Annotated in this window: 15 protein-coding genes; 7 read left to right on the forward strand and 8 right to left on the reverse strand. The window is 61.2% G+C overall.

The window, feature by feature from the left end; translation table 11 throughout:
• The first annotated feature begins 159 nt into the window (after window positions 1-159).
• The 4 genes from BM017_RS03650 (at window position 160) to BM017_RS03665 (ending at window position 3,603) form a co-directional block, all read left to right on the forward strand.
• Window positions 160-771, forward strand: a complete 612-nt coding sequence (locus BM017_RS03650; RefSeq protein WP_058425190.1) for a LemA family protein — start codon at window positions 160-162, stop codon at window positions 769-771.
• Window positions 772-789: 18 nt separating this feature from the next.
• Window positions 790-1,518: a TPM domain-containing protein gene (locus tag BM017_RS29500; RefSeq protein WP_092241318.1), complete on the forward strand. Its 729-nt coding sequence runs from the start codon at window positions 790-792 to the stop codon at window positions 1,516-1,518.
• Between the two features lie 28 nt (window positions 1,519-1,546).
• On the forward strand, window positions 1,547-2,164 hold the full coding sequence (locus BM017_RS03660) for a TPM domain-containing protein (protein ID WP_071488893.1): 618 nt from the start codon (window positions 1,547-1,549) through the stop codon (window positions 2,162-2,164).
• Between the two features lie 236 nt (window positions 2,165-2,400).
• Entirely contained in the window at window positions 2,401-3,603 is a 1,203-nt protein-coding gene (locus BM017_RS03665) for a class I SAM-dependent methyltransferase (RefSeq protein ID WP_092241320.1), read from the forward strand.
• Here BM017_RS03665 and BM017_RS03670 read toward each other — a convergent pair.
• The 4 genes from BM017_RS03670 to BM017_RS03685 form a co-directional block, all read right to left on the reverse strand.
• A complete protein-coding gene (locus BM017_RS03670) occupies window positions 3,591-4,493 on the reverse strand; it encodes a DMT family transporter (protein WP_071488895.1) in 903 nt (300 codons plus the stop codon). The genes BM017_RS03665 and BM017_RS03670 overlap by 13 nt on opposite strands.
• A 100-nt stretch (window positions 4,494-4,593) precedes the next feature.
• Window positions 4,594-7,146 (reverse strand): TonB-dependent receptor, encoded by a 2,553-nt coding sequence (locus tag BM017_RS03675; RefSeq protein WP_092241322.1) that lies wholly within the window; start codon window positions 7,144-7,146, stop codon window positions 4,594-4,596.
• Window positions 7,147-7,274: 128 nt separating this feature from the next.
• Window positions 7,275-8,243 carry a FecR family protein gene (locus BM017_RS03680; protein ID WP_092241324.1) on the reverse strand — a complete coding sequence of 323 codons (969 nt, stop codon included), beginning with the start codon at window positions 8,241-8,243 and terminating at the stop codon, window positions 7,275-7,277.
• The gene (locus tag BM017_RS03685) at window positions 8,240-8,779 is read right to left on the reverse strand and encodes an RNA polymerase sigma factor (protein ID WP_071488898.1); all 540 of its coding nucleotides are present in this window, start codon (window positions 8,777-8,779) and stop codon (window positions 8,240-8,242) included. The genes BM017_RS03680 and BM017_RS03685 overlap by 4 nt, the downstream gene beginning before the upstream one ends.
• Window positions 8,780-8,954: 175 nt before the next feature.
• On the opposite strand from BM017_RS03685, the gene BM017_RS03690 reads away from it, so the two are divergent.
• Window positions 8,955-9,287 carry a YegP family protein gene (locus BM017_RS03690; RefSeq protein ID WP_092241326.1) on the forward strand — a complete coding sequence of 111 codons (333 nt, stop codon included), beginning with the start codon at window positions 8,955-8,957 and terminating at the stop codon, window positions 9,285-9,287.
• Window positions 9,288-9,338: 51 nt separating this feature from the next.
• On the opposite strand, the gene BM017_RS03695 is transcribed toward BM017_RS03690, so the two are convergent.
• The gene (locus BM017_RS03695) at window positions 9,339-10,217 is read right to left on the reverse strand and encodes a dihydrodipicolinate synthase family protein (RefSeq protein WP_092241328.1); all 879 of its coding nucleotides are present in this window, start codon (window positions 10,215-10,217) and stop codon (window positions 9,339-9,341) included.
• A gap of 28 nt (window positions 10,218-10,245) precedes the next feature.
• Window positions 10,246-11,028, reverse strand: a complete 783-nt coding sequence (locus BM017_RS03700) for an aldolase (RefSeq protein ID WP_071488901.1) — start codon at window positions 11,026-11,028, stop codon at window positions 10,246-10,248.
• A 159-nt stretch (window positions 11,029-11,187) separates the two neighbouring features.
• Between BM017_RS03700 and BM017_RS03705 the strand changes: the two genes are divergently transcribed.
• Window positions 11,188-11,715: a helix-turn-helix domain-containing protein gene (locus BM017_RS03705; RefSeq protein WP_092241330.1), complete on the forward strand. Its 528-nt coding sequence runs from the start codon at window positions 11,188-11,190 to the stop codon at window positions 11,713-11,715.
• On the opposite strand, the gene BM017_RS03710 is transcribed toward BM017_RS03705, so the two are convergent.
• Entirely contained in the window at window positions 11,716-12,732 is a 1,017-nt protein-coding gene (locus tag BM017_RS03710; RefSeq protein WP_092241332.1) for a DUF4917 family protein, read from the reverse strand.
• 123 nt (window positions 12,733-12,855) lie between these two features.
• Between BM017_RS03710 and yiaY the strand changes: the two genes are divergently transcribed.
• On the forward strand, window positions 12,856-14,004 hold the full coding sequence (gene yiaY, locus BM017_RS03715; RefSeq protein ID WP_092241334.1) for an L-threonine dehydrogenase: 1,149 nt from the start codon (window positions 12,856-12,858) through the stop codon (window positions 14,002-14,004).
• Here the strand turns inward: yiaY and BM017_RS03720 are convergent.
• Window positions 14,001-15,158, reverse strand: a complete 1,158-nt coding sequence (locus BM017_RS03720) for an MFS transporter (protein ID WP_092241336.1) — start codon at window positions 15,156-15,158, stop codon at window positions 14,001-14,003. The two genes, yiaY and BM017_RS03720, sit on opposite strands and share 4 nt — an antisense overlap.
• Window positions 15,159-15,218 lie beyond the last annotated feature (60 nt).

Below are 15,218 nucleotides of genomic sequence, written 5' to 3' on the forward strand. Positions count from 1 at the left end.
GTTGTTGTTCGAGTGTTATACCGACAAATGCCGCACACTTCGGAACTCTTATTAGCGGTGGGCATCTTTTTAGCTGATTGATTCGATGCAATCCAGTCGTGGCAGCGGATTATGCCTTACCGGTGCCCAATTCCATCAAGGTTCGCCAGGAGAAACACCATGCAAGCAGCACAAGGTTACCGCTGGGGCTTGAAAGCCGCGGTTTTGCTATTGATCGGTACGGTGCTCAGCGGTTGCGGCATCAACAACATCCCGACCCTGGACGAACAGGCCAAGGCCGCCTGGGGCCAGGTGCAGAACCAGTACCAACGCCGCGCCGACCTGATCCCCAACCTGGTGGAAGTGGTCAAGGGCTATGCCGCCCATGAGCAGGACACCCTCACCGCCGTGATCGAAGCGCGGGCCAAGGCCACCTCGATCCAGGTGGATGCCAGCACCCTCGACAACCCGGAAAAACTCAAGCAGTTCCAGCAGGCCCAGGACGGCTTGAGCGGCGCGCTCAGTCGTTTGATGGTGGTCTCCGAGCGCTACCCGGACCTGAAGGCCAACCAGAACTTCCTGGCCCTGCAATCCCAGCTTGAAGGCACCGAAAACCGTATCGCCGTGGCCCGTCGCGATTTCATCCAGGCGGTGCAGGCCTACAACACCGAGATCCGCACCTTCCCTGGCCGCCTGTGGCACAGCGTGATGTACAGCGACTTGCCGGTCCGCGCCACGTTTGAAGCCACCAGTGCCGATGCCGATAAAGCGCCGCAAGTGAAGTTCAAATAAGGCTGCGCTGAGGTGTCGATGCGTTTATTACGGATAGGCCTGGCGCTGTGGCTTCTGGCCTGCGTGGGCGTGGCCCAGGCTGCGCTGACTTTCCCGGCGCTGACCGGGCGGGTGGTGGACAACGCCCAGATGATCGACCCGGCCACGCGTGCGCAACTGACCCAGCAATTGCAGGCGCTGGAGCAGACGTCCGGCGACCAGATCGTGGTGGTCACCGTGCCCGACCTGCAGGGCGTGCCGATTGAGGACTTCGGTTATCAACTGGGCCGCCAGTGGGGCATCGGCCAAAAGGGCAAGGACAACGGCGCGCTGTTGATCGTCGCCCGCGATGAGCGCAAATTGCGCATCGAAGTCGGCTACGGCCTGGAAGGTGTGCTCACCGATGCGCAGTCGTGGGTGATCATCAACCAGGTGATTGCACCCAAGTTCAAGGCCGGCAACTTCAGCCAGGGCATCAGCGACGGTGTGGCGGCGATGGTGCAGGTGGTGAGCGGCGAACCGCTGGCCGTGCCGGCCCATGTGGCGGACGCCAACTTTGCCAAGGATAATCCCGGGTTTTCCATCGGCCTGTTTATCCTGCTGATCGGCGTGTTGTGGCTGTGCAATCGCCTGGGCCTGCCGGTGGGCGCGATCCTGCTGGCGATTCTCAGCAGCAGCGGACGCGGCGGTGGTGGCGGGGGCGGCGGCGGTGGTTTCCGCGGCGGCGGTGGCGGCTTTGGCGGTGGCGGGGCTTCAGGCGGCTGGTGATGATAATAATGAGAGAGCAAGCACAACCATGGCATTACTGACTGAACACGAGCAGCGCCAAGTCGCTGAGGCGATCGCCCGCGTGGAAAAGACCACCGACGCGGAGCTGGTGACCGTGCTGGCCGCCCGCGCCGATGACTACGCCTACATCCCGCTGCTGTGGGCCAGCCTGATCGCGTTGGTGGTGCCGGGAGTGGTGCATTACCTGTCGGGCTACCTGACCATGTACACCTTGCTGCTGGCGCAATGGGCGACCTTCATCGTGCTGTGCCTGGTGTTCCGCCTGCCCAAGGTGACGACACGGTTGATCCCGCGTTCGGTGCGCCACTGGCGCGCCTCCAACCTGGCGCGACGCCAGTTCCTCGAGCAGAACCTGCATCACACCCTGGGCAGCACCGGTGTGCTGATTTTTGTCAGCGAGGCCGAGCGGTACGTGGAGATCCTGGTGGATGACGGCATTTCCAGTCGCCTGGATGACAGCAACTGGGATGGGATCGTCAAGGCGTTTACCCAGCAGGTGAAGCAGGGGCAGACGCTGGCGGGGTTTGTGGCGTGCATCGAGGCCTGTGGCGAGTTGTTGAAGGTGCATGTGCCGGTGACGCAAACCCGCAATGAACTGCCCAATCGCCTGGTCGTACTCGAATAAAACTCAGTGCTGGGCAAAAAAATGTGGGAGGGGCGGTGCGACGGTTCGACTTGCCCCCGATAGCGGTGTGTCAGTCACCCGATTCATTGGCTGATCTACTGCTATCGGGGGCAAGCCCCCTCCCACATTGGGTTCTGTGGTGTTCCATCCAATGACCACTGATCAAATAACCCCGTGCCCTGAATCACTATCCCCCCTAAAATGCCCGGCATTCCCTGCCCGAGGTGTTTTTGTTCATGTCTGTCACTGCTCAACCGGATCATCATGCCCAGTTCATCGAACTGCTGAGCGAAAGCCTCGCGCAGAATGCCTTTATCAAGCTGGTGCTGGCCAAGTACGTCGGCGATGAAGCCGAGTTGCAACGGCTGATCATCAAGCCGGTAACGGTCAAGGAGCAGCCGTGCCTGTCCTTCGTCTACCGCTACAAGACCCGCGATATCACCAAGAACTTCCCGGTGGCCGAGGGGGTGGCAGCGATTGCCGAGTTGCTGCCGGCCCCGTTCAAGAACGCGCACCTGCTGTCGCTGACCGACGAAGCCCAGCTGGAATACAGCAAGAAGAACAAAAGCTCGCTGTTCAGAAGCAAGCCGCAGCAACTGCGCGAAGCGCCATCGGCTGAGCATAACCGCGAGAAAAACCGCTTCCTTGACCTGAGCCGGCCGTTCCTCGCCGACCTGGGGGTGACTGATGCCAGGCAGGCGCTGATCCCGTCGATGTCGCGCAAATGGAAGCAGATCAACAAGTTCATCGAAGTGTTCAGCCATGCGCTGACCTCGTCACCGCTGAAGCTGGACCAGCCGGTGCGCGTTGCCGACTTCGGCTCGGGCAAGGGCTACCTGACGTTCGCCATCCACGACTACCTGCGCAACACCCTCAAGGCCGAGGGCGAAGTGACCGGCGTTGAATTGCGCGAAGACATGGTGGCCCTGTGCAACACCGCCGCCGCCCGCCTTGAGCACCCTGGGCTGGTGTTCAAGTGTGGCGACGTGCGTAGCGTGGCCCCCAGCGAACTGGAGGTGATGATCGCCCTGCATGCCTGCGACATTGCCACCGACTACGCGATCCACACCGGCATCCGTTCCGGCGCGTCGATCATCATGTGCTCGCCGTGCTGCCACAAGCAGATCCGCCTGCAGATCCAGAGCCCGGTGCTGCTCAAGCCGATGCTGCAATACGGCCTGCACCTGGGCCAGCAGGCCGAAATGGTCACCGACAGTTTGCGGGCGTTGTTCCTCGAAGCCTGCGGTTATGAGACCAAGGTGTTCGAGTTCATCTCGTTGGAGCACACCAACAAGAACAAGATGATCCTGGCCGTAAAGCGCTCAGAGCCGCTGGACAACGCGCAGTTGCTGGAGAAGATCCAGCAACTCAAGGCGTTCTACCACATCACCGAACACTGCCTGGAAACCCTGCTGCGCGCGGAGGGTTACCTGGCCTGATCGGCCAATGCTACGGGCGCAGGTCGCACCGCCGTCTTGCGCCCCAGCATCACCGTCACGATCACCCCACACGCAAACAGCCAGGTTATCGGCTCGATGTGTTCACCAAAAAACAGCGCCGAAAACGCGATGGTGAAGAAGATCTGCAACAGCTGGATCTGGCTGACCCGCGCAATCCCGCCCATGGCCAACCCGGCGTACCAGGCAAAGAACCCCAGGAACTGCGAGAACAGCGACACATAGCCAAACGCCCACCACGCGCGCATCGAAATCGCGCCTTGATGCTGCGCCGCCAGGTACCACACCGGGCCGATCAGCACCGGCGTCGACAGCACCAGCGCCCAGCAGATCACCTGCCAGCCGCCCATTTCCTTGGCTAATCGACCGCCTTCGGCATACCCCAGGCCGCCCACCGCAATCGCACCGAGCATCAGCAAGTCACCGGCCTGGATGCTACCGGCGCCGGTAATCAGCGCGTAACTCAACACCAATCCACTGCCCAGCGCTGCGCAGGCCCAGAAGGCTTTCGATGGCCGCTCATGGGACAACCACGCCGCATACAGCGCCACGCACAGCGGTTGCAGGCCGTTGACCAATGCGCCGTGGGACGCCGGCAAGGTCTGCATGGCCCAGGCCGACAGCACCGGGAAACCGAGGATCACCCCCGCGATCACCAGGCACAGCCCGCGCACCTGGCGCCAGGTCGGCCAGCGTTCGCGGCGCCACAGCAACAGCGCCGCCGCCGGGATCGCCGCAAACAACGCTCGGCCCAGGCCGTTGAGCAACGGGTGGATTTCCTGCACCACGATGCGCGTGAAGGGCAGGGTCAGGCTGAAGATGATGACGCCCAGCAGGCCGAGGGCCATGCCGGTATTTTCGCGCGAACTCATGGGGCAACCAAAACGAGAGGGCTTCAAGGGAAGCCCATCTAGCCACATCCCCCGCCGGTTGCGGGCCTACAGCTGGGTGCGGATTTATCCGTACAGTTTTTCAGAAGAAGCGGGTGATGCTGACCTTGGCATCACGGCCCTTGGTGTAGGCGCGGTCGCCGCTCAGTGCCGGGCGGAAGTTGTTGTTGAACAGGTTGTCCACGGTGAAGTTCACCTCGGTGCCTTTCAGATAGGCCTGTTGGGGTTTCCATTTGGCGAACAGGCCCTGGGTGTTGTAGCGCTTGTTGCCGTACTGGTCGTAGAACAGATCCCCCACGCTACTGCCAGGGCCGCCGGAGTATTTATCACTGGGCAAACGTGTGGTTGCCCCGACGAACTGGCCCGTCCAGCCGACCTGGGCATCCCACGCCGGAATATTGGTGCCCACCACCAGCACCCATTTGGTCGGCGGAATATCGCGCGCGGCCACGTCCGGGCCCCACGGGTTGGTGTACGCACCTTCGTGGTCACCCTTGGCATAAGCGAACGATACCGAGCCGAACAGGTAGGTGGAGTTGTAGAACGATTCGAGCTCGAAGCCCTTGATGGTCAGCCCGCCGATGTTGCGGTAGTTGGACATGGCCCCCGGCGGGCAGGCGGTGGAGATGGTCCCGCCATTGATGGCCTGGTTCTGGCAGCCGACACCTGTGGCCTTGAAAATCTCGTCTTCGACTTTGTTGTGGAAGAAGGTGGTGCGCAGCTGCAGGTTGTCGTCATGAGCGATCAGGTTGTCGAAGCTGCTGACGCTGCCCACGCTGATCGAGGTGATGCGTTCCGGGTCGAGGTCGACGCTGGTGGCGGTGCGGTTGCCCAGGCCTTGAACTTCGTACTGCTCGTCGATCACCGGCGCACGCCAGGTCTTGCTCCAGTTGGCGAATAGCCCCAGGTTCGGGTTGACGGTCCAGAACACCGCCAGGCGCGGCGACCAGCCGGTGTAGGTGCGGTCGCTGTAATCGTGGCCGAAGGACGGGTCGGGATTGCTGTAGTACGGCGCATCGTTGGCTTCGCCACGGTTGCGGACATGGTCGTAGCGCATCGATGGCGTGATAGTGACGTCGCCCAGCGTGACGGCATCCTGTACGAAGAAACTGTTGGTATCGACCTTGCCATGGGGCATGAAGCCTGGCTGGAAATGCCCATAGTTATAGCGTGGGGTGTTGTACGTGGTACCCGGCATCCACATCTCGGTTTCGCGGATGTGCTTGCGGATTTGGCCGCCGACCGTGACGGCATGCTGCAAGGGACCTGTATCAAACAGGCTGACGTTGCGTATGTCGAGGTTCTTGTCGGTGTAGGCGGTGTCCATCTTGCGCCCGCCGGTGGCCAGTTGGAAAAACGCCGTGGCGTCGCGTTCGTCGGTCTGGTCGGTGTTGGACTGGGAGTACTTGACGGTCAGGTCCACCAGCGGGTTGTCCAGCGGGGTGTATTCATATTTGCCGGACCAGGTGGTGTCGACAGTGTCGCGGTGGGCCAGAAAACGCTTGAGTGCCGCTTCGTAGCCATAGCGGTCAATATTCGCCTGGGTGGGCGGCGTGGGATAGCTGGCGGCAGAAAACGGTGTCCAACGGTCGCTGTGTGAACGCGAGTAGGACAAGCCAACGGCGTGCTCTTCGGTGAAGTGGGCGTTGACCTTGAACAGCTTGCCGTCGACGTTCTGGGCGGAGTTCGGCAGGCGCTGGGGGTTGATCGGGTATTGGTTGTTCTCGTTGGGTAATTTGGCGGCCACCTTCATGTCGTCGCCGTCGCGTTGGGTCAGGTAAGCCAGGGCATCAAAGCGTCCGTCGTCGGTGCGACCATACACGGCGCTGCTGTAGACCTGCTCGTGGTCGTTGCTGGAGTAACCGTATTTGAGCATCGCACCGCTGTTGCGGCCGTCCTTGAGCAGGTCGGGGGCGTCCTTGGTGGTCATGTTGACCGTGCCGCCGAAACCGCCGTTGCCAGTGAATGGCGAGTTGGGGCCTTTCTCCACCTCAATGCTTTTGATCAGCTCGGGCTCGATGAATACGGTGCCTTGTTGATAGCGCTCAAAGCCGCTCTTGGTGGCGCCATCGACGGTCAGCGGCACGTCTTCGGCATCGCCAAAACCACGGATGTTGATGGTCTGGCCGCCAGGCTTCAGCGAACCGCCCTGGCTCACGCCGGGCAGGGTCTGCAGCAGGCTGGGGATGTTGTTGGACTGGTAGCGGTCGATGTCTTCCTGGCTCAGGGTCGAGCGGCCGACGGTGCTGGAGTCGACCTCGGTACCAGTGCCTATCACGCTCAAGGCGTCCAGTTGGATTGCGCCGCTGTTGGTGGTCTTGCCCTCATCGGGGCGCACGACATAAGTGCTGCCAACCTTGATCAGGGTGAACTCGCCGTTTTTCAGCAGGGTGCGAATCGCCACTTCCGGCGTAAAGTCGCCGTTGAGCGCGGGCGCCTGCACGTTCTTGAGCAGCTCTTCGTCGAACAGCAACTGGAGCTGAGCCTGCTGCGCCACCTGGCTCAGGGATGTGGCCAGCGCCTGGGCTGGCAGCGTGAATGCCTCGGCCTGGGCACTGAGGCTCAATACCAGGCAGCTGGCGATGAGGGTCGGTCGAAGAAACAGGTGCGAAGCGTGGCAAGGCGCGCGAAACATGAAATCCCCCGGTATGGCCAACTGGCCGAAAAGGTGTGCGTATCGAACTCAGACCGGAGGAAGACGGGGCAGCTGAAAAAATCCACACCTGCGAATGCAAAATATTCTCAAATAAGAATTCAGTGGGGTTATTTGCTCGGTTCGAACCTCACGATGCCGTCGGTCGACATCACCGTTTTAACCGGCAGCAAGGCGGGCAGGGCGTTGAGCAGGGCGTCTGGATCATTCACATCCAGATTGCCCGAGACTTTCAGATGCGCCACGGTGTTACTGACCTGCAGTGGCGCCTGGGGGCGATACAGGCTCAACTCATCGACCAGGCTGGCCAGCTCGCGGTTGCGAAACGCCAGGTGACCACTGCGCCAGTCGGCGACCTCTTCGGGGGCGAGGGTCTGCTGCTGCAATGTGCCCTTGGCGTAGCTGAAGATCGCACGTTGCCGGGCGCCCAGCAGGGTGATGGGGCTTTTCGCGTCCGGCTCGAAGGCGACCTGGCCATGGGCGACGCTGACCACCAGTTGCTGCTGGCTGCGGCGCACATCGAAGCCGGTACCGACCACGCGCACATTGGCCTCGCCGGCTTGCACGAACAGCGGCCGTTCCTGGTCGGCGGCCACTTCGATGTACAACTGGCCCTTGTCCAGATGCAGGATGCGCTGGTGCGCGGTGAAATCCACGCGTACGCGGGTGTTGGCATTCACATACAAGGTGCTGCCATCGGGCAGGTTGAGGGTGCGCATGCCTTTGGCATGGGCCGCGACCTGGGTGTGATACAGCTCGCGGGGCGCGCCGATAGGGGTAGCCAACACCGCGCACAGCAACGCGGCGGCCACGGCCAGGGCAGGGCGCCACACCGAGGGTTTGCGCTTGGGCAGCGCCATGGGTTTGTTCAGCTGCTGCAATTGGGCCAGGTCTGCCCATAGTTGCTCGAATTCGGCATAGGCGCGGGCATGGGCGGGCTCGGCCTGCCAGGCGGCAAAGGCTTTTCGCTCGGCACGCCCCACGCCATTGCGGTTGCGCGCAAACCAGCTGGCGGCTTGGGCATCGATGGCGTCGCTGTCTTCGATGTCCTGCACGTCAGTGTCGCTCAGGCGGTTCATTCTGGCTGCTCCGTGCCGGGTTCGTGTTGAAGGCGTCGCTTGCAATGCAGCAGGGCAAAAGCGATGTGCTTTTCCACCATGCTGGTCGAAATGCCCATGCGCTCGGCGATCTGCGCCTGGCTCAGGCCTTCGAAGCGGTGCAGCATAAGGGCTTCTCGCCTGCGGGGCGAGAGTTCGGCGAGGACTTCTTTCAACTGTTCCAGGCGTTGCAAGCGTTGCGCGGCGGCCATGGGGTCGTTTTGCTCGTCGGTGACAGGCTCCGCATCCATTTCGGCCTGATCAGAGTGGACGGTGTGCCGTACCTTCTGTTTGCGCCAGTGATCACGCAGCAGGTTGCGCGCCATCTGGAACAGAAACGCCCGTGGCTGCTCGACCTTGGCCCGGTCGCGGTAGTCCAGCCACTGTGTGAAGACATCCTGGGTCATGTCCGCCGCGTCGCTGGCGTTGTCCGTGCGTTTGCGCAGGAAATACAGGATGTCTGTATAAAACCCGCGAAAGGCATCGGCCGACAACGGGTCGGGCTTGGGACGAGACATGGATATCCTTCTTGACGAAGCACGACGTGGAAAAGTCGTGAATGATATCGAGAACTATTGTCATTTGTCATTCGGATAAATGACAGTTCACTGAGTCCATGGCTGGTAATCAGCCGGGTATGACCTTTAATCCTACAAGCAGGTGAACAAAATCCCACTTGATAAGGAGAGAGTCATGGCTGGATGGTATGAGTTGAGCAAAAGCGGCAACGGGCAGTTCCGTTTCGAGTTGAAGGCGGCGAACGCAGAAACCATTTTGACCAGCGAGCTTTACGTCACCCGCAACGCAGCCGAAAACGGTATTGCTTCCGTGCAGACCAACAGCCCGCATGACGAGCGCTATGAGAAAAAAGTGGCCAGCAATGGCCAGCCGTTTTTTAACCTCAAGGCTGCCAATCACCAAGTGATTGGTACCAGCGAGCAGTATTCCTCGACAGCGGCACGGGACAATGGCATTGCAAGCGTAAAGGCCAATGGCCCGACGACCACGATCAAAGACAAGACTTGAAAGTGTCGCAAAAACCAAAGTGCCCCGGCTCGCAAGAACCGGGGCGTTTTTTCAGGCGACGTCCAGCAGCGCCTTCAATTGATTGCGTGCTGTTTCAGCCAATGGGAACACCGGCAACCGTGGATCACCCGCTTCCAGCCCGGTCAACCGCAGCCCGGCCTTGATTGTCGCCGGTAACCCGCCCTTGAGGATGAACTCCAGCAATGGCAACTGGCGGTAAAACAGCGCCTGGGCCTGGGTCAGATCATTGCTCAATACCGCATCGTACAAGTCCAGGTTGAGCTGTGGGATCAGGTTCGGCGCCGCCGTACACCAACCCTTGGCGCCCGCCACGAAGGCCTCCAGCGCCAGCGGGTTGCAGCCGTTGTAGAACGGCACGTCGCTGTGGCGATGCAACTGGTGCATGCGCTGGATATCCCCGGTGCTCTCCTTGACCATGGTCACGTTGGCCACTTGCTTGATGATGCGCAGGATCAAGTCCACCGACATGTCCGTGCCACTGGTGGCCGGGTTGTTGTAGAGCATGATCGGCACGCCGATGCTGTCGCCGATCGCGGCGTAGTGGGCGAGGATTTCCGCTTCGCTGAGCTTCCAGTAAGACGCCGGCAGCACCATCACCGCATCGGCGCCATTGGCCTCGGCGTAGCGCGCGCGGCGCACGGCCTTGGCGGTGGTCAGGTCGGACACGCTGACGATGGTCGGTACGCGCCGGGCAATCTTGGCCAGGCTGTAGGCGCTGACTTCATCCCACTCGGCATCACTCAAGTAGGCGCCTTCGCCGGTGCTGCCCAACGGCGCGATGGCGTGTACGCCGCTGGCGATCAGGCGGTCGATGGAACGGCCCAGGGCGTCGAGGTCGATGCGTTGGCCGTCGGCGCTGAACGGGGTGATGGTGTAGCCGATGATGCCGTGGATGGTTGGGCTGGACATGGAAAGTCTCCGGTCGAAAAAGGGCAGATCAGTTCAGGCAATCGGCGTGTTGGCGCAGGTTCTGCCGTGCGTAGTAGTTGAACGCGGCGCCATGGCGCTTGGGCCGGGAAATCCAGGCATGGGCCTCGCGACCCAGCGCCGGCAGGATCGGCTTGATGGTGCCGGCCGCCATCGCCAGCAACTGCAACTTGGCCGCGCGCTCGATCAACTGCGCGATCACACAGGCTTCCTCGATGCTCGCCCCGGTGGACAACTGGCCGTGGTGCGAGAGCAGGATCGCGCGTTTGTCACCCAAAGCCGTGGTGATGATTTCACCTTCTTCGTTGCCCACCGGCACACCCGGCCAGGTCTCCAGGAACGCGCAGTCTTCGTATAGCGGGCAGAGATCCATATGGGACACCTGCAACGGGACTTCCAGCATCGACAGCGCGGCGATGTGCGTGGGGTGCGTGTGGATGATGCAGTTCACATCCGGCCGCCCACGGTACACCCAGCTGTGAAAACGGTTGGCCGGGTTGGGAATGCCGTGGCCTTCCAGCACCTCAAGATCCTCGTTCACCAGCAACAGGTTGCTGGCGGTGATCTCGTCAAACCCCAGGCCCAGTTGCTGGGTGTAATAGGTGCCCTGTTCCGGCCCGCGCGCGGTGATCTGCCCGGCCAGGCCGGAGTCGTGGCCGTTCTCGAACAGGATGCGACACGTGAGCGCCAGCTTTTGCCGGTCGGTCCACGTATTATCCGCCAGGGTGTTTTGCATCTGGGTCAGCGCTTGCTTGACCAGTTGGTCTTTCGGGAGTGCTAATGTCTTGGCCATATCGGTGTCCTTTGGAGGGTTCAATGGACGTCGGATTTGCTGTCTCCCGCTGCTCGCAAGGTCGTTGGGTGAAGGCAAATGACACTAAAGATGCTATATGACACTTTGTGTCATTGGCAAGCACAGCTCATCGCTTACTGCATGGATTAACCGCAGCGCATGTCTATCCGTTTGAAATTATTGAGAAAAAAACTTGGCGTCACCCTGGAGGCCCTGGCCGAAAAGTCCGGGATGACCAAAAGTTATCTGTCCAAGGTCGAGCGCGGGCTCAACACGCCATCGATTGCCGCCGCGCTGAAACTGGCCAAGGCATTGAACGTCAAGGTCGAGGAACTGTTCAGCGAAGACAGCGTCAGCCTGGACAGCTACAGCCTGGTGCGCAACCATGAGCGGCCCGACACCTCGCCCGGTTATGCGGTGCTGGCCCATCAGGTCAGTGAACGCAGCCTGCTGCCGTTCATCATCTACCCGCCGGCGGAGTTCACCGACAAGACCTTCAAGGAGCATCTGGGCGAAGAGTTTCTGTTCGTGCATGAAGGCCAGGTGGAGGTGGACTTCATGAGTGAACGGGTGATCCTGGAGCGGGGCGATGCATTGCACTTCAATGCGCAGAAGCCCCATCGGTTGCGTTCGGTGGGGCCGGTGCAGGCGCAGCTATTGGTGGTGGTGCACAGCGGCCAAGAGTGATCAGCGTTCGACAGGAACTGACAGCGCCGGATTACCCAATGGATGGGTACGCGCCGCAAAGAACTTCAGCGCCACTCCAGCCCCGTCGAACAATTGCGAATACCGCCGCTTCTGCTGACGAATAAACCCATCGCTGCGTCCCGACACCGAGATTGCCAGGGTTGTCACATCGGCCTGGCGAATCGCATCCACCAAGTGCTGATCCTGCGCCCCCAGCTCGTGGCCAAAGATGCACAGCGCGCCCTGGTGGTTCAGCAGTTGCTCATAACAGAACGACAGGTAATCCGAGCTGCGGATGGTCTTGAGCTTCTCTTGCACCTTGCCCTCGCTGACGAACAGCGGCACATCGTCCAGGGTCTTGATGGTGTTGTTGATCGCAAAACTGCTGAGCAAGGTGCTGTCGGTGGTCGGCAGTTTGCGCGCGGTGCCGTCGAGGTTGCGCACCAGGTGCAGGCCGCCGTGCAGGTACAAAATACGCGTGGCGTCGGTACGGGTGTTGCGCAGGTCGAAGCTGGCGTCGGCGCTGCGGAACAGATCGTCGATGCCCGGCGCGTGCAGGGTCGCCCAGTAGTTGAGCAAGTCGTAGTTGCTGGTGAACACCGTCGCGTAGTGCTGCAACTCCGTGTTGAGGGTCGCCAGCGTCGACGGTTGCACCAGGCGCCAGGGGATATGCACGGCGTGGATGGTATTGATCAACGCTTCCTTGATCGCGTAATAGCGGTTGCGCGGTGCCGCCGAACTGACGGCCAGGGCCTTGTTGACCCGGCTGGTGGTCTTCAACGCGCCCAGGGCCTGCTCGAAGCTGCGGGTTTGCAGGGCATCGAACACGCTGAGTTCGGATTGGCCGAGGGGTTTTTCTTCGACGGTGCGAGCGTTTTCGAACAGCGAGTCGTAGGCAAAGTCTTCCCAAATCGTGCGGCTGGCGCCGTTGCCGATCAGAATCCCGCTGAAGTCGAGGCTCGCGCGCAGTGCGCTCCAGTCTTCAAGGTGGGCGTCTATATCCTGGAAATCCTTCATCGGGGCGGGTCTACTCGAAATCGGCTGGACGGTGACTTTATCACGAGCGAGCGTTGATCCTGATCAAGATGCAGAACGCGTCATCGGTTGATTCTGTAGGCATAAAGCCTCTGAGGATTGACCATGAGCAGCACCTTCTTCATCCCCGCCGTCAACATCATGGGCACCGACTGCCTCGACGAAGCCATGATCGCCATCCGCAACTATGGTTTTCGCAAGGCCTTGATCGTCACCGATGCCGGTCTGGCCAAGGCCGGCGTAGCCAGCATGATCGCCGAGAAACTGGCGATGCAGGACATCGATTCGGTGATCTACGACGGCGCCAAGCCCAACCCCAATGTGGACAACGTCGAGAAAGGCCTGGCGCTGTTGCAGCAGAGCGCCTGCGATTTCGTGGTGTCCCTGGGCGGCGGCTCGCCCCACGACTGCGCCAAGGGTATTGCGCTGTGCGCCACCAACGGCGGGCATATCGGCGACTACGAAGGCGTTGACCAATCGAGCAAACCGCAACTGCCGCTGGTGGCCATCAACACCACCGCCGGCACCGCCAGCGAGATGACCCGCTTCTGCATCATCACCGACGAAAGCCGCCACGTGAAAATGGCCATTGTCGACCGCAACGTCACGCCGCTGCTGTCGGTCAACGACCCGGCGCTGATGGTCGGCATGCCCAAGGGCCTCACCGCCGCCACCGGCATGGACGCGTTGACCCACGCCATCGAAGCCTACGTGTCCACCGCCGCCACACCGATCACCGACGCCTGTGCGATCAAGGCCATCGAACTGATCAGCGCCAACCTGCGCCTGGCTGTTCGCGACGGCACCGACAAGGCCGCACGGGAAAACATGGCCTACGCGCAGTTCCTCGCCGGCATGGCGTTCAACAATGCATCCCTGGGTTTCGTACATGCCATGGCCCACCAATTGGGCGGTTTCTACGACCTGCCCCACGGCGTGTGCAACGCGGTGTTGTTGCCCCACGTACAAAGCTTCAACGCCAGCGTCAGCGCCAAACGCCTGAGCGACGTAGGCCGAGCGTTGGGTGCGGACATCAAGGGCATCACCGATGAAGAGGGCGCCCAGGCCGCCATCGCCGCGATTCGCAGCCTGGCCCACGACGTCGAAATCCCGGCGGGGTTGCGCGAACTCGGCGCCAAACTGCAGGACATTCCACTGCTGGCGACCAACGCGTTGAAGGATGCATGCGGCCTCACCAACCCACGCCGCGCGGACCAGCGGCAGATCGAGGAGATCTTTCGCAGCGCGTTTTAATCCATCCGACAACGGGCGACGCATATCGATGCGGCGCCCGCCAACACCACACATAAAACCGCCAACGGCCAGGCCTGTTGACTCACCAGCAGGCTCGCCACGCCGCCGATCAACGCGGCCATCAACTGATGCATGAAGCCGCTCAACGCCATGGCGTAGGAGCCGCTCACCGGTGAGGCATCGTTGGCCAGGGACAAACTGATCGGGTAACTCATCGCTTGCCCCAGCACCGCCACGCAGTAAGGCAGCCACAGCAAGACAGCGATTCCGCCAGCAAACACACTGCTCAGCAACATCACAGCCGTTCCCGTTAGAACCAGGGTCATGCCCCAACCCATCATTTTCAGCCGCCCCGTGCGAGCGACGAAGCGATTGACCATTAATGCCCCCGCCAGATACGCCACGCTGATTGGCCAACCCAGCCAGCCATATTGCGCCGCGCTCCACTCGAAACGCCCTTGCAGAATCAACGGTGCACAGGTGTTGAAGGCGATGATCACCCCATAACCCAGGCCACCGACCAACGCCGCGTGCAGAAACGGCGGATGCTGCATGATCATGGCGTAGATACGCCAGGCAGATGCCGATGTATCGACCTTTACCCGTGCAGGGAATATCACCCGGTTCAACACCAGCATCAAACCGACTGCGCCAATCGCCAATCCGTAGAAGATCGCCTCCCAGCCGAAGACCACCTGCAACAACGACCCAACGAATTGACCGATGCCCAAAGCAATCACGAAAGTCATGCCCAGCCATGTCAACGCTTTTGCCAGCAATGCACCGCTGAAGCTGTCACGCACCAACACCCGCGCCATCACCGAAACACCGCCTGCCCCCAACCCTTGAACCAGCCGCAACGCCAAGAAGACTTCAACGCTGAACGCCGAGGGAATCGCCGCACTCGCTAGCGCATACACGCAGAGCGCCGCCAACAGCACCGGCTTACGCCCAAAGCGTTCGCCCAGGCTGCCCCACAGCAACATCGGCAATGCCATGCCGACCAAGTAGATCGCCAGCGCCAGCGCGACGTGGTCTTCGGCGGCGGGGAGTGCATGTGCAATCGTGGGGACGGCGGGCAGGTAGCTGCTGATGCCGACTTGGGCGAGGAAGGCGGCACTGCAGGCTATGACAAGGGTGGTGGTATTTTTCAAGACGAGGAAACCGCCAGCGTGAGTTCTGAACAAATCGTCGGAAGTCGGGTTATATGAATC

Origin of the sequence: Pseudomonas sp. NFPP04 (assembly GCF_900113815.1) — a bacterium.
Classification (GTDB): Bacteria; Pseudomonadota; Gammaproteobacteria; order Pseudomonadales; family Pseudomonadaceae; genus Aquipseudomonas; species Aquipseudomonas extremorientalis.

Excerpts from the sequence above, each read along its gene's own strand:
- BM017_RS03650 (WP_058425190.1), top strand. The coding sequence starts at position 160 with ATGCAAGCAGCACAAGGTTACCGCTGGGGCTTGAAAGCCGCGGTTTTG.
- BM017_RS29500 (WP_092241318.1), top strand. The coding sequence starts at position 790 with ATGCGTTTATTACGGATAGGCCTGGCGCTGTGGCTTCTGGCCTGCGTG.
- BM017_RS03660 (WP_071488893.1), top strand. The coding sequence starts at position 1,547 with ATGGCATTACTGACTGAACACGAGCAGCGCCAAGTCGCTGAGGCGATC.
- BM017_RS03665 (WP_092241320.1), top strand. The coding sequence starts at position 2,401 with ATGTCTGTCACTGCTCAACCGGATCATCATGCCCAGTTCATCGAACTG.
- BM017_RS03670 (WP_071488895.1), bottom strand. The coding sequence starts at position 4,493 with ATGAGTTCGCGCGAAAATACCGGCATGGCCCTCGGCCTGCTGGGCGTC.
- BM017_RS03675 (WP_092241322.1), bottom strand. The coding sequence starts at position 7,146 with ATGTTTCGCGCGCCTTGCCACGCTTCGCACCTGTTTCTTCGACCGACC.
- BM017_RS03680 (WP_092241324.1), bottom strand. The coding sequence starts at position 8,243 with ATGAACCGCCTGAGCGACACTGACGTGCAGGACATCGAAGACAGCGAC.
- BM017_RS03685 (WP_071488898.1), bottom strand. The coding sequence starts at position 8,779 with ATGTCTCGTCCCAAGCCCGACCCGTTGTCGGCCGATGCCTTTCGCGGG.
- BM017_RS03690 (WP_092241326.1), top strand. The coding sequence starts at position 8,955 with ATGGCTGGATGGTATGAGTTGAGCAAAAGCGGCAACGGGCAGTTCCGT.
- BM017_RS03695 (WP_092241328.1), bottom strand. The coding sequence starts at position 10,217 with ATGTCCAGCCCAACCATCCACGGCATCATCGGCTACACCATCACCCCG.
- BM017_RS03700 (WP_071488901.1), bottom strand. The coding sequence starts at position 11,028 with ATGGCCAAGACATTAGCACTCCCGAAAGACCAACTGGTCAAGCAAGCG.
- BM017_RS03705 (WP_092241330.1), top strand. The coding sequence starts at position 11,188 with ATGTCTATCCGTTTGAAATTATTGAGAAAAAAACTTGGCGTCACCCTG.
- BM017_RS03710 (WP_092241332.1), bottom strand. The coding sequence starts at position 12,732 with ATGAAGGATTTCCAGGATATAGACGCCCACCTTGAAGACTGGAGCGCA.
- yiaY (WP_092241334.1), top strand. The coding sequence starts at position 12,856 with ATGAGCAGCACCTTCTTCATCCCCGCCGTCAACATCATGGGCACCGAC.